Here is a 13,500-nt window from a genome sequence, read left to right on the forward strand (position 1 = left end):
TACGTCTTATTCCTCACCTTGCGGGCCTTTCGCCTGCGCATTTCGTGTAACAAACATGGCATCACCATAACTAAAAAATCGGTACTTTTGCGCAACAGCTTCTTTATAAGCCGCCATGACTTGGTCATAGCCTGCAAAAGCACTAATCAGCATAATCAATGTAGACTCTGGCAAATGAAAATTCGTCACCAAAGCATCCACCGTTTTGAATTCATAACCTGGGTAGATAAAAATACTCGTATCGTCTTGCATCGGAGCAATCTCGCCAGACTGACTGGCCGACTCCAAACTACGAACACTGGTTGTTCCCACCGCAATAACACGACCACCCGCCGCCTTAGTGGCTTTGACCTTTTCTACAACACTTGGCTCAACTTCCACATACTCAGCGTGCATAATGTGGTCTTGCACATTCTCAACCTTCATGGGTTGAAATGTTCCCGCTCCAACATGCAAAGTAACAAATGCGATATCAACGCCTTTGGCCTTTATTTTTTCAAGCAACACTTCATCAAAATGCAGACCAGCCGTAGGCGCGGCAACCGCACCAGGCTTTTGATTATAAACCGTTTGATATCGCTCCTGATCGCTGTCTTCATCTGGGCGTTCAATATAAGGCGGCAACGGCATGTGACCTGCTCGAGTTAACACGTCCAAAACAGGTTCATTAAAAGCAAGGTGAAACAGAGCACCAGAGCGACCAATCATCGTCGCTTCAATCGCCTCGCCTTTGTCTTGCCCTAAAATCAGCTTAGTGTTTTCTTTGGGAGACTTGCTCGCACGAACGTGAGCCAGTGCTTCATTGGTGTTAATAACTCGTTCTACCAATATCTCTACTTTTCCACCAGACTCCTTTTGACCAAAGACACGGGCTGGAATCACTCTTGTGTTGTTAAACACCATGAGGTCACCGGGCTGAACCAAATCCAATACATCTGGAAATTGACGATGCACCACCTCGCCACTGGGCCCATCAAGATGCAGCAACCGACTAGCAGTTCGATCAGGCATAGGGTAATTGGCGATCAAAGAATCGGGTAAATCAAAGTGATAATCGGAAACGAGCATGAAAAGAAAGCTACCTAAAAAAAACGACCCAGCATTCTAGCGAAAATCCACCCAAAAAGGTACTTCCAAGCCATCAGATGTGAAAAAGATAAAAAATAATAACTATAGCCGTTGACTTATATTATTAATCCCCTAAAATACGCCTCACCTTTTTCAAGGCCAGTGTGGTGGAATTGGTAGACACGACGGATTCAAAATCCGTTGCCTTCGGGTGTGGCGGTTCGAGTCCGCCTACTGGTACCAACATAAAAAAGCCCTGATCGATGATCAGGGCTTTTTTTTCGTTCCTTGAATGTCATTCTTAGGTTATTTATTAAAACCAACCGATCATTTTAGGAACACAGCATGAATCGCCGTAAAAAAATCAAAGACATTTTAACTAAGCGCAACAAACAAGCTAACTTAAAAGCCAACCCCAAAAAAGCGAAACCCAAGTACATTTCCAAAGCAGAACGAGCCAAAATGGAAGCGGAAGCGGCTGCCAACGCAACGACTGACAGCACGACCGAAGCACCCGCTGAAAACGAAGAACAAGATAACTAAAAGCGCGCTCTGAAATGCCAGTCACCCTCTTTCATATCATTTTTGACTGACTGGCGAATATCTTCATCTATCTGTTCACTAGCCACATCATACAAACCACACTGGGATACAACGTGTTTTTTGTTGATGCTTTCTCCTAAATACTCGTACACCACTCGCGCGCAACATGGTGCCCTCTCACCACTACCAGATACCCCCAAGCGCAGCCCTGTTAGACGTTCTACGCGATTTTGAAAGGAAGGATAAAGAATCGTTTGCGTCATTTCTACGTGAGTTTGGCTTTCATAGTCAATCAAAAACAACCTGTCCGACAACAACTGCACTACACCATTATAAACACCATGAAAAGACTTCTTAGAATGACGAGGGTTCAAGCGCTCAGTGCGCTGATAATAGGTTTTATCACCTTGGGATTCGATATGAACCAAAGTACGCAAAATCTTTCCGGGGCACGCCATAGAAAGATAATACTCAAAATAATAACCAGCATATTTTGCCAAACCATTCTGGCCAGCTTGATTCAGCTGATTAAATTGCACCTGCTCAGGCGTTAAGTTTTTAACATCCTCGTTCTGGCGAATCGGACGAGCCTGTACCAACTTAACAAATTGCGCATGCGGCAGTGCCATTTCACTTGGTTCAACACCAAAAAACTCACCAATTCGCCGCTGAGTACTCTTACTAGGAAGCGTTGTCCCATTCAAATACCGATTAAACTGAGCACGATTAATATTAAGCCGACGACACACATCCGCTACCGATTTGTAGTAACTGCATAATAACTGCAAATTATCCGCAAGATCCTGAGCCACAAACCATCCTCATCAAACAAGCCAAAGGTAAACACCCGCAGTGTAATCAATTCCGACCACGATAACACCCAAAATGTGATGCTAGTTGATACTATCAAAGCATCAACTAGCATCATAAAGCGCTTTTTTACGAACTCCCTTTCCTCGTTTTTTTTCGTTCCAATGAGCTTCTAAATTCCCCTTAATAAATCTAAAAAGAATTAGGAGTTACAACTCATGCTATCCCTTCTTACCGACCTGCTCTGGAGTAAGGTTCTTATCGCTGTACTAATCGGCATCGGCATCTGGTTTACCGTAGCGACACGCTTTGTGCAGTTTCGCTATTTTGGCAATATGTTCGGTATCCTGACGGCAAAACACCATGAAGCTGATGGTAAACATCTAAGCTCTTTCCAAGCGTTAATTCTATCTGTCGCTGGCCGCGTAGGCGGTGGTAACATTGCTGGTGTCGCTGTTGCCATTACCATTGGTGGACCAGGCGCGATTTTCTGGATGTGGGTTGTTGGCCTAATGGGCATGGCAACCAGTTTCGTAGAATGTATGCTGGCACAAACCTATAAAGCAGCAGAAAAAGACGGTACTTATCGTGGTGGTCCAGCGTTTTATATTGAACGTGGCCTCGGTAAAAACTGGAAATGGCTCTCTGTCCTATATTCAATCCTGTTATTGGCAACCTTTGGTATCGCCTTTACAACCTTACAGTCTTACTCTGTTGCTACGTCTCTAGAAGACGCATTTGGCATTCAGCCATATTACAGCGGCATCGGTATGGCGCTTATTGTCGGCTTGATTATTTTTGGTGGCGTGAAGCGTATTGCTCAAGTCGCAGAAATCTTAGTTCCTGTCATGGCTGGTGGTTATTTATTAATTGCCCTTATCGTTCTTGCGATGAACCTAAGTGTTATCCCAGACACCTTGGTGATGATTGTGAAAAGCGCCTTCGGCCTAGAACCAGCATTTGGTGGTGGTATCGGTGCCGCTATCTTGATGGGTGTTAAGCGTGGCCTTTTCTCTAACGAAGCCGGTCTTGGTAGCGCACCAAACGTTGCGGCCGTTGCTTACATTCCTCACCCAGCAAACCAAGGTATTGTTCAGGCCTTCTCTGTCTTTATCGATACCATCGTACTGTGTACTTGTACTGCTTTGATCATTCTTTTAGGCAGCGCCTATGATCCGAGCAGCACAGACACGGTCCAAGGTGTCGCGCTAACACAGGCCTCATTGGCCACTCACATGGGTGATTATGGCCGCATGTTCGTCAGTATTGCCCTATTACTTTTCGGTTTTAGTACGATTTTGTACAACTACTACCTAGGCGAAAACAGCGTTAGCTACCTAACCAAGTCTGACAACCACAGCTTCTTCATGAACGCTTTCCGCGTAATCATCATTTGCCTTTGCTGCACAGGCGCCATTCTTGACTTAGGTACTGTATTTGCTTTTGCTGATTTAACAATGGGCCTATTAGCTCTGGTTAACTTATTCGCCCTTGCTCTGTTGTTTAAAGTCGCTAAACGCGTAATGAAAGACTTTGACGATCAGCGCAAACAAGGCAACAAAGTACCAACCTTTGAAGCAAACCGTTTCGCCGATTTGGACCTAGACCAAGAATCTTGGCCGACTAACGAAAAAAACCACCAATAACCTCACTTAGATTACACCTCGCCGTGATCCGGCGAGGTGTCAGGAAGCACATAATGAATACTCGCTCAGAATACGATTTACTTGGCAATATGGACGTTCCCGCTGATGCGTTATACGGCATCCAGACATTACGCGCGGCACAAAATTTTTCCATTACTGGTGTTCCGATTTCTCATTTCCCTGAACTGGTGAAAGCGTTAGCCATGGTTAAAGCGGCAGCCGCTCGCACTAACCAAGAAATGAAACTGTTATCGACCGAAAAAGCCGATGCCATTGTCTTTGCCTGCCAAGATCTGATTCAAGGCCAATATCACGATCAATTCATTGTCGATGTTATTCAAGGCGGCGCAGGCACTTCAACCAACATGAACGCCAACGAGGTGATTGCCAACATTGCCTTAACCAAATTAGGCCGAGAGAAAGGTGACTACAAATATCTACACCCCAATGACGACGTAAACCGTTCGCAATCCACTAACGACGCCTACCCAACCGCCGCTTGCTTAGGTATTCAATTCGCGGCGGATAATTTTGTTCCTAGCCTAGCATCACTCAAAGAAGCACTCGAAGCTAAAGGGCGAGAGTTTGCTCACATTGTAAAAATGGGTCGAACCCAGCTTCAAGACGCCGTACCCATGACACTGGGGCAAGAGTTTGATGCGTTTGCGGTCACCCTTGGCGAAGACATTGATCGTATTAGCGAGGCCTGTGCCCTGCTGTGTGAAGTCAACCTTGGCGGCACCGCGATCGGCACGGGCATCAACACACCAGAAGGCTATGCCAAAAAAGTAGTAGAAAAACTGGCCACTATTTCAACCAAGCCACTTGTGCCTGCCTGCAACTTAGTAGAAGCCACATCAGACATGGGTGCGTTTGTCTTCTTCTCAGGAATATTGAAGCGTCTTGCCATAAAACTCAGCAAGATGAGCAATGATTTACGCTTATTATCAAGTGGTCCACGTACTGGTCTAGGCGAGATCAACTTGCCCCCTATGCAGCCCGGCTCATCCATTATGCCAGGCAAAGTAAACCCAGTTATTCCAGAAGCAATGAATCAGACGGCTTACCAAGTAATTGCTTCTGATTTGGCGGTCACCTTGGCGGCAGAAGCAGGCCAACTACAGCTAAATGCCATGGAACCCATGATCATTTATAACTTACTTAATTCGTTGAAAATGCTAAAAGAAGCCTGCCAAATGCTAGAAACTCGCTGTATTCGCGGGATTACAGCCAACGAAGCGGTTTGTGCTGGTCATGTTGAAAACAGCATAGGCATCATCACAGCGCTGGTTCCACACATTGGTTATGCCAATGCATCACGTATTGCCAATACCGCGTTGAACACAGGCAGCACAGTGAAAGCACTGGTTATTGAAGAAGGGCTATTGACTGAAGAACAAGTCAATATTTTGTTGAGCCCACAATCCATGCTTTCTCCTAGCAAGGTTACCCTATGACAGCACAAGTACTCGTTTTATATACCGGAGGCACCATAGGAATGGTGCAAACAGAGCAGGGCTTAGCCCCTGCTTCTGGCTTGCAAGAACGCATAGAAATGGCACTAGGAATGAGTCTAAGCACGCTTCCCACCTTTGAAGTGCTGGAAATTTCACCTTTAATTGACAGCGCCAATATCACACCAAAGCACTGGACGAAATTGGTGTCGATTCTTGCTACCCATTGGCAAGATTACGATGGTTTCGTGATTCTTCACGGCACAGATACCATGGCGTACACCGCTTCAGCCTTGTCTTTCATGCTTGGCGCTTGTTCAAAGAACGTCATTCTTACTGGGTCACAAATCCCATTAGGAATGAACCGCAGCGATGCGACGTCCAATTTACAAGCCGCATTGTCGCTAGCGGTATCTCATAGAATAGCGGACATTAGCCTAGTTTTTGATGGCAAGTTGATGCGCGGCAATCGCATTCAAAAAGTCAGTAGTGGCCGATTCGAAGCCTTCCATACCCCTAATGACGATTTGTTAGGGGAACTGGCCATAGAGACACAGCTTTACCCAGATCGCATGATCAAAAGCCATGATGAAACAACCACGTCTCTTGAACATCGCCTTGTGTGCTTTAAAGCCGGTGCTGTTGGAGTGCTGACATTACACCCAAGTCAGCCAAGTTCGATATACCAAAGCCTGCTCGATGACGAGGATTGCAAAGCCATTGTGCTAATGACCTATGGCGCTGGCAATGTGCCCGACCAAAACCCAGCGTTTTTATCTTTCTTAACGGAAGCTATGCTTCGTAAGAAAAATATCGTTAATTTAACTCAATGCCTACACGGTGGCGTCTCGCAAGGCGCCTATGCAGCTGGATCGATTTTGTCGTCGATGAACGCCCTAAGCGGCAGAGACATGACCCTAGAAGCCGCATTCTGCAAGCTGCACTGGCTCATTGCTACTGGCGAAAGCTACTACAGTATTCTAGAAAAATGGAACATCAATTATTGCGGTGAATACACACATCAATAATCTATCTCTCCACAAAAAAAGGCGTGAATTCACCGCGAATCCACGCCCGTTTTTTTACCTTACCATAGTAAAAACGTTAAGCAGGCTCACTCCAAACCGCCCATTCGTTACCGCATGGGTCTAGGAAGTGAAAACGACGACCACCTGGGAAATCAAAAATTTCTTGCTCTATGACACCACCAGCCGCCTTTACTTTTTCAAGCACAACTTCTATTTCGTTACTATACAAAATAACCAAAGCTGCGCCATTTTTTGGCCGCGAGCAAAAATCAGCCTGAAAAAAACCACCATCAAGACCCGCATTTTCAAACGCTGAATATTGAGGCCCATAATCCTTAAACCCCCAGCCAAACACTTGACTAAAAAAGGCTTTGTTTAACGCTAAATCACGAGCAGGTAACTCAACATAATTAATTTTATTGGATTCCATACTTCCTCACTTTATCGTTGATGTCACTACTAAAATGACGCTCACAAGAATCATAACACCACCAAGCCACTGTTGTTTCGTCAGCTTTTCAGCAAAGCGTACTTTTGAATAGTAAAGTGTGCCAATGATTTCAATCTGACCTAACGTTTTTACCAAGGCAGGATTGACCAAAGCAAAACCAGTAAACCAACCAATTGACCCCAATGAACTCAGCACACCCACTTTACAACTAAGGGAAAACTCCTGTTTAAAAGGCGCTAACATATCTTTGCTTTTATAAATTTGAATGCCACACAAAATAATAGACTGCAACGCCAAAACATACCAAAGTGTCACTCCCGCACTGGTAATAAGAGAGCCAGACAACGAATGAGTGGCCATCGACGACGTAACAGAGGCAATAGCAAAACATAGACCACTACCAAGCCCAAGCAGAAGAGAAATGTCCTTATAAGACTGCCTAATATTACTCCATTTAATGCTCATCACTATTGCTCCTATCACTCCCAAAGCAATACCAATCCAACTCCCTATCGACAAGGTATGATGCAACAATGGTAAACCAATAAGCGCCACTAAAACCGCCTCTGTCTTCGCTAACAAAGTGCCTAATGCAAAACTTCCAGTCTGAAACGCCCGCAACATAAAGTAAGTCGCCATAACTTGAGCAATCGCACAAATACTGGCCGGAATAAAAAAGTCTAAATGTTTTTCAATAGACACCCAGCCAAATATTTGCCAACAAACGACAAGATACACACTGACTAATGGCAACCCATACAAAGAACGCGACATGGTGGCGTGCAAAAAACCTGTTTCACGAGCTAACGTATTTTGATACGCCGTTCGAACCGACTGACACCCTGCCGCAAACAGAGTAATAAAGACCCACATGCTAACACCCAACCTTGATAGTGAAGAGCAATTAGCATGAGGCGAAGAGATGTATTTGTAAAAGGAATAAATATTATGTTTTGGATTCCTCAAAGGAATCCAAAAGCACTTATTTTTTTCTCAACTCAGTAACCGACTCTCCTGCAATTCCCCAGTTGTCTGTATTTACTTCATCAATTACCACCACTGTCGTGGCTGGATTCTTCCCAAGTACGTCCACCAGCAAATCTGTCGCACCTTTTATAAGTGCTTGCTTTTGCTCCTTGGTTACACCTTCATCCGTAATCCTAATATTGACGTAAGGCACACAGCACCTCCTTAGAATTTTGCAACAATCGCTTTTAAAGACTGCTTAACAGAATCATCTACAATCTCGCCATCTTTCATCACATCATAAAAGTTAGGCACACTCAGACTTCCCACTACATTGCCTTTAAAGAACGGCATGCTGTTAACCGTTTGAGCCAAAACACTGCTTGCACCACCCGGCCCTGGTGACGTTGAAAGTACCGCAACAGGCTTGTCTTGATAAACAGCTTTTTCGATACGGGACGCCCAGTCGAAGATATTTTTATACGCAGAAGAATAAGAACCATTGTGCTCAGCAAATGAAGCAACAACAGCGTCAGACTGTGCTATCGCATCAACAAACGCTTGCGCTTGAGAAGGAACACCATACTCTTTCTCAAAATCTTCACTAAAAAGCGGCATTTCAAAATCATTCAGATCAAGAAGCGTGACGTCAGCACCTTCAACTAAATTAGCGGTGTAACCCGCTAATGCTTTATTAATAGACTGTTTACTAGAGCTAGCGCCAAATGCGAGTACTTTCATTTTTAATCCTTTAGATTGATAAATATTAGAAAAAACACAAAACTTGTTTTTTTGCTGTATCGATATTTAGAATGCCATCATTAGTCACTTTAATACACTGATTTTCTCTCTCACCTGTGACCATTTTCTGTCACAAGAACACCAAAATTTTTTCCATAAAAAACCGCTTTATTGCATCTAGGCAATAAAGCGGTTTTCTAAATAGTTATTTTTAATCTATCTGACTGGCAAGTCAGTAATGTAACGGCCTAGACTTTCTCACCTGCATGTTCTGCAAAGCGACCTTTAGACTTATCATGCACCTGTTCATGGTTCGGCCAAGGCCAACCACCAAATTGCGTACGTTGATAGTCTTGGAATGCTTGCTGTAACTCGGCTCTTGTATTCATTACAAATGGGCCATGTTGTTCTACATGCTCACCGATTGGACGACCTTGCAATAATAAAAATCTGGCTTTTTTACCCTGATTTCGGAAAGCTAACTCCGAATCACTTTTCAAGATGAACGCCTCATTAATAACCGCATTTGTCTCATCCAAACTCACTTTTTCACCCTCAAAAAAATACAGGGTACGGCTTAAGTTTGCTGACGCAGACGGTAAGACCCACTCACCATTCTCTGGCAAATCGATCAACCAAATTGCCACATCGTTATTATTATCCGCTGCCCAAGAATCTGGCGGACAAGGAGATGGGTCGACATTTTGATACGATCCTGCAACCACTTTAACATGAGTTTCAAGCCCCTTGCTGTCAGCTACTTTGACCACTGGCGTGTCTTCATTCCAAAGCATTGCAAAATGTGGCGGCACCATTTTATTTTTGCTTGGCAAGTTCAACCAAATCTGAAAAAGCTCTAATGGATTCGCGTCATCGTCGTTCAACAAAGGAAACATTTCCGAGTGCTGAACACCAGAACCTGCGGTCATCCATTGTGTGTCACCTTCACCGTAGCGACCTGCGGCACCAATTGAGTCTGCATGATCGACAAAACCTTTATTGACTATGGTTACCGTCTCAAAGCCGCGATGCGGATGTGCAGGGAAGCCTGGAATATTTTTACCGTGATACATACGCCAACCATCAATACCGCCAAAATCCTGTCCTAAAGGACGATTACTCAAAGAAGCAGCAGGCCCCATTGAACCGTTAGCTTTAGGGTAAGTATCATTATGAAAAGCACAGAATAAGAAAGGATCAAATGTTGGCCAGAACATTTGCAAAGGAATTCGTTTTAAAATTGAAGAGCTCATTATGTTTCTCCATCAAGAAATAGTGTTTCTATCTAATACATATATAATAACATCTATAAACTTGATTGTTTTATGCTGATATTCGTTTCAATCTATCTATTTTTTAAATATATCTAGTTCAAACATCGTACATGCCACTGGCATTATCCTTAATCAGGAAAAACCACCTTAGCAGTACAGCCGACCAAATCTGTATTATCTTCCAATGAAAATGAACAATGATATTTAGTACAAATATCACGCACTATCATTAAACCTAAGCCATAACTTTCGCCACCTGGCTTCCCACCCAAACCGCAACCCGTATCAGAAATTGATAGCATATTTTCAGCGATAACAATATTAATGTGTCCTTCTTCTGTGGATGCCATGGCATTTTTTAATAGGTTCCCTACCAAAATATGAAAAGTCGGGGTAGGCAATTTCGTCTTAATTTGACCTTCCCCTACGATGTTGACTACCACAGACTTTCCAGAAAGATAAGCTAAATGCGTTTGTCTTATCTCTTGATATTCACTCATCTGCACAATACGCGAAGCAACCTCTGATAAATCTTCATCTCGAGTTAAAGACAATAAGGTCGTAATATAGTCTTCCATTTCTTGGCATGCTTGAGTCATACGAGCTCTCTGACGCTCTAAAAACTCTTTAGAATCCGATTTACCAAGTAGCGTCGTTGCTCCCTTCATCACCATTAGAGGCGTTCGCAACTCATGACTTGCATAACGGTTGAATGCTCGCTCCCGCTCGATCAACTCTCGAATTTGGTTTTGATAACTGTTTAATTGGCTCACTAGATGATGAATCTCTTTTATTGCCTCTCCTTCCGGTAATTCAATCGCAGTAAGGTTAGCGGAGGTTCTTTCACCAAGATTTGCAGAAAGCTTGGCAAGAGGTTTACTCAAACGATCAGAGATTCGCATGACCACCCACAAGCTAACAACCAATAATAGTAAAGATAAAATCAGCTGAGTACTCTGCGTTTCAAACATCTCCTCTTCCGATATTTCATAAATGTCATCATGATGAACTACGTATACGTCTTTCATTTCACCATTAAGCATGGCCTGTGAGCGCATTAAAAACTTACCATGCATCTTATCTAAGGCGTTATCCAACACATAAGGCTTATCATCGGAAAGGTTGGGCGCCAAAATGATATTTTTCGGTAGATGATCTTTGCCAATGTAAACGTCCGAGAAAGGCGGAACTGAAACGTGTGTCAGTTGCGTCCCTTCTAACAACTCAACGGCAGTATTTTTATCTTTCAACATGCGATTTTCAGCATAAACCATTTCGATATTTTCGATCATCGAAATAAACATTGAAAAATGGAAAGCAATGATGGCAAAAGCCATGATAGAAAAATAAGTAAAAGTAAGCTGCTTAGCCGTTTTTATTCGCTTCATTCATCACCTTCAGCAACTAGACGATAACCCACTTTTGACACTGTCCTTAAATATGCGTGTTCAAATGGTCGATCTATCAAACTGCGCAGCTGATAAATATGACTTCTTAAGACTTTGCTATCTGGCTCATCATCCCCCCACAATGCATCGCATATTTCATCTTTCGATACCACATCCGGAGCCTTCTGCATCAAACATTTTAAAATAGTATATTGCGATGGGTTTAACGGGTAACGATGGCCTTCACGTTGCAAAATCCTTGTATTCATATCCAATGACATACGGTCAAAAGTCAGTAGCCGAACGGCCACACCTCCTTTTCGTCTTCTTACCAAAGCCTGCAGCCGAGAATCAAGAATATCCAGGTCAAAAGGTTTTACTAAATAGTCATCGGTATAATGAGCAAAGCCCGCCAGAATATCTTCTTTGGAATCTCTTGCCGTTAACATTAAAATAGGCGTATCAATACCTGCTTCACGCAAAGATTTCGACACAAGCAAACCATCCATCTTAGGCAACATAATATCCAAAATAATGGCATCATAATTCTCAGACTTAGCCAGCTCATAACCTTGCAAGCCATTATTAGCGTAATCTAAGACGTACCCTTTGATCTCGAAGTAATCAAAGATCACCCCAGCAATATCTTTATGATCTTCAACCAATAGCAATTTCATAATTCTCTCAATCTTTCCAAAGAGCCAAGCAAAATACGGTCAAATTATCACATAAAAGAGAATCATTTTTCCCAACTTCATCAACATTAGAATAAGCCTAATCTTTTATGACAAGTAAAAGTGACATCGACAGACATAAGTTTAAAGGGAAAAACTGATCGGAATAGCAACTGAATTTATTTCTGACATCAGCTAAATGGGTAAAAGTAAACAAAACTCATATGCTGTATACAAAAAAAGAGCCTAATTGCCATGACGTCCAATGTACAACTATTGGTATCACGGCAATTAGGCTCTTTCGTAAATCTTGTTAAATGTTAACTACACCACCACCGATCCATAACTCGGTTCAGCATGGGAATGATTCAACGCATCATGAGCATGAGGGATATAGACAATAGCTTCACCCGTTTCAACTTTAATAGAAGCATCTTCAGGCACTCCACCTTTCCAAGCAATTTTACGTTCATCACGAGGAGAAACCCCAATATGCTTACGATAGCAACGACTAAAGTGTGGTGTTGATATAAAACCGCAGGCCATAGAAATTTCTACAATTGACATATTAGACTGCTTCAACAGCTTCCGCGCCCTTTCTAACCGCAAACGCAAATAAAAGCGCGAAGGCGAGCAATCTAAATGACGATGGAACATACGCTCAATCTGACGACGAGACACATCAACAAAAGAAGCCAATTCATCTAACTCAATAGGCTCTTCTAAGTTATTTTCCATTAACTCAATAACATCCACCAACTTAGGAGTACAAACGCCCGCACTATTAAACTGGCGCATTGGCATACGCTGTTGATCTGACTCATTACGAATACGATCGCAAATAAACATATCTGAAATAGCATTAGATAATTTAGGGCCATGCTGCTTAGACATCATATTTAAAAACATGTCCATAGGCGCACTACCACCAGAGGATGTCAAACGATCTCTATCGATAGAAAAGAGTTTATTATTACAATTAACTTTCGGAAAAGCTTCCTGCAATGCTGTCATGCACTCCCAGTGAACACTACATTGATAGCCATTCAAAAGACCAGCATGAGCAAGCACATAAGCCCCAGTACAAATACCGCCCAACTTAACACCCTTACGAGATTGCTTAGTTAACCAAGAAATCTGTTTTACCGTAAAGGTTCGAGTAATATCGACGCCGCCCACAACGATAATCAAATCAAAGTTACCACAGTTTTCCATTGACGAATCAGGTGTCAAGCTCAAACCATCACTAGCAGTAACAGATTGACCATTTTCAGAAATCAAATGCCAGCTATATAATTCTTCAGCTGACAATTGGTTCGCCATGCGAAGTGGCTCAATTGAGGAAGCTAATGCAATCATCGTAAAATGATCAAGCAATAGAAAACCAACTTTAGTAGTGTTTTTTGCGCCAAAAGCCAGGTGGGATTTTTCCATATCTATGTCCTCATATTTGTACT

14 protein-coding genes and 1 tRNA gene are annotated in these 13,500 nt (G+C 43.0%); 5 read left to right on the forward strand and 10 right to left on the reverse strand.

From position 1 onward, the window contains the following. Positions 1 to 6: 6 nt before the first annotated feature. Positions 7 to 1,068, reverse strand: coding sequence for a tRNA preQ1(34) S-adenosylmethionine ribosyltransferase-isomerase QueA (gene queA, locus C0J08_RS12685; protein ID WP_212652315.1), 1,062 nt, complete (start codon positions 1,066 to 1,068; stop codon positions 7 to 9). A gap of 158 nt (positions 1,069 to 1,226) precedes the next feature. Between queA and C0J08_RS12690 the strand changes: the two genes are divergently transcribed. Next, positions 1,227 to 1,311: transfer RNA gene (locus C0J08_RS12690), tRNA-Leu, on the forward strand. 102 nt (positions 1,312 to 1,413) lie between these two features. Further along, positions 1,414 to 1,611, forward strand: coding sequence for a DUF2986 domain-containing protein (locus tag C0J08_RS12695; RefSeq protein ID WP_212652316.1), 198 nt, complete (start codon positions 1,414 to 1,416; stop codon positions 1,609 to 1,611). On the opposite strand, the gene C0J08_RS12700 is transcribed toward C0J08_RS12695, so the two are convergent. Beyond that, positions 1,608 to 2,423 carry a helix-turn-helix domain-containing protein gene (locus C0J08_RS12700; protein WP_212652317.1) on the reverse strand — a complete coding sequence of 272 codons (816 nt, stop codon included), beginning with the start codon at positions 2,421 to 2,423 and terminating at the stop codon, positions 1,608 to 1,610. The two genes, C0J08_RS12695 and C0J08_RS12700, sit on opposite strands and share 4 nt — an antisense overlap. Before the next feature lie 216 nt (positions 2,424 to 2,639). On the opposite strand from C0J08_RS12700, the gene C0J08_RS12705 reads away from it, so the two are divergent. From C0J08_RS12705 to C0J08_RS12715, 3 genes are read left to right on the forward strand one after another with little or no spacing between them, the layout of a single operon-like run. After that, complete coding sequence (locus C0J08_RS12705) at positions 2,640 to 4,067, forward strand: alanine/glycine:cation symporter family protein (RefSeq protein ID WP_212652318.1); 1,428 nt, start codon at positions 2,640 to 2,642, stop codon at positions 4,065 to 4,067. A 53-nt stretch (positions 4,068 to 4,120) separates the two neighbouring features. Continuing rightward, positions 4,121 to 5,524: an aspartate ammonia-lyase gene (locus C0J08_RS12710; RefSeq protein WP_212652319.1), complete on the forward strand. Its 1,404-nt coding sequence runs from the start codon at positions 4,121 to 4,123 to the stop codon at positions 5,522 to 5,524. After that, on the forward strand, positions 5,521 to 6,549 hold the full coding sequence (locus tag C0J08_RS12715) for an asparaginase (RefSeq protein ID WP_212652320.1): 1,029 nt from the start codon (positions 5,521 to 5,523) through the stop codon (positions 6,547 to 6,549). Before C0J08_RS12710 ends, C0J08_RS12715 begins: the two co-directional genes overlap by 4 nt. A 76-nt stretch (positions 6,550 to 6,625) precedes the next feature. On the opposite strand, the gene C0J08_RS12720 is transcribed toward C0J08_RS12715, so the two are convergent. The 8 genes from C0J08_RS12720 to gbdR form a co-directional block, all read right to left on the reverse strand. After that, a complete protein-coding gene (locus tag C0J08_RS12720) occupies positions 6,626 to 6,979 on the reverse strand; it encodes a VOC family protein (protein WP_212652321.1) in 354 nt (117 codons plus the stop codon). 6 nt (positions 6,980 to 6,985) lie between these two features. Continuing rightward, entirely contained in the window at positions 6,986 to 7,873 is an 888-nt protein-coding gene (locus C0J08_RS12725; RefSeq protein WP_212652322.1) for an EamA family transporter, read from the reverse strand. 109 nt (positions 7,874 to 7,982) lie between these two features. After that, on the reverse strand, positions 7,983 to 8,180 hold the full coding sequence (locus C0J08_RS12730) for a 2-hydroxymuconate tautomerase family protein (RefSeq protein ID WP_212652323.1): 198 nt from the start codon (positions 8,178 to 8,180) through the stop codon (positions 7,983 to 7,985). Positions 8,181 to 8,191: 11 nt separating this feature from the next. Then, complete coding sequence (locus tag C0J08_RS12735) at positions 8,192 to 8,707, reverse strand: NADPH-dependent FMN reductase (RefSeq protein ID WP_212652324.1); 516 nt, start codon at positions 8,705 to 8,707, stop codon at positions 8,192 to 8,194. Positions 8,708 to 8,955: 248 nt separating this feature from the next. Then, complete coding sequence (locus tag C0J08_RS12740; protein ID WP_212652325.1) at positions 8,956 to 9,960, reverse strand: pirin family protein; 1,005 nt, start codon at positions 9,958 to 9,960, stop codon at positions 8,956 to 8,958. A 149-nt stretch (positions 9,961 to 10,109) separates the two neighbouring features. Further along, positions 10,110 to 11,369: a sensor histidine kinase gene (locus C0J08_RS12745; protein ID WP_212652326.1), complete on the reverse strand. Its 1,260-nt coding sequence runs from the start codon at positions 11,367 to 11,369 to the stop codon at positions 10,110 to 10,112. Further along, on the reverse strand, positions 11,366 to 12,046 hold the full coding sequence (locus tag C0J08_RS12750; RefSeq protein ID WP_212652327.1) for a response regulator transcription factor: 681 nt from the start codon (positions 12,044 to 12,046) through the stop codon (positions 11,366 to 11,368). Before C0J08_RS12750 ends, C0J08_RS12745 begins: the two co-directional genes overlap by 4 nt. 321 nt (positions 12,047 to 12,367) lie before the next feature. Beyond that, positions 12,368 to 13,477, reverse strand: a complete 1,110-nt coding sequence (gbdR, locus tag C0J08_RS12755; protein ID WP_212652328.1) for a choline metabolism transcriptional regulator GbdR — start codon at positions 13,475 to 13,477, stop codon at positions 12,368 to 12,370. Positions 13,478 to 13,500 lie beyond the last annotated feature (23 nt).

This window comes from Marinomonas sp. CT5, from assembly GCF_018336975.1.
Lineage (GTDB): Bacteria > Pseudomonadota > Gammaproteobacteria > Pseudomonadales > Marinomonadaceae > Marinomonas.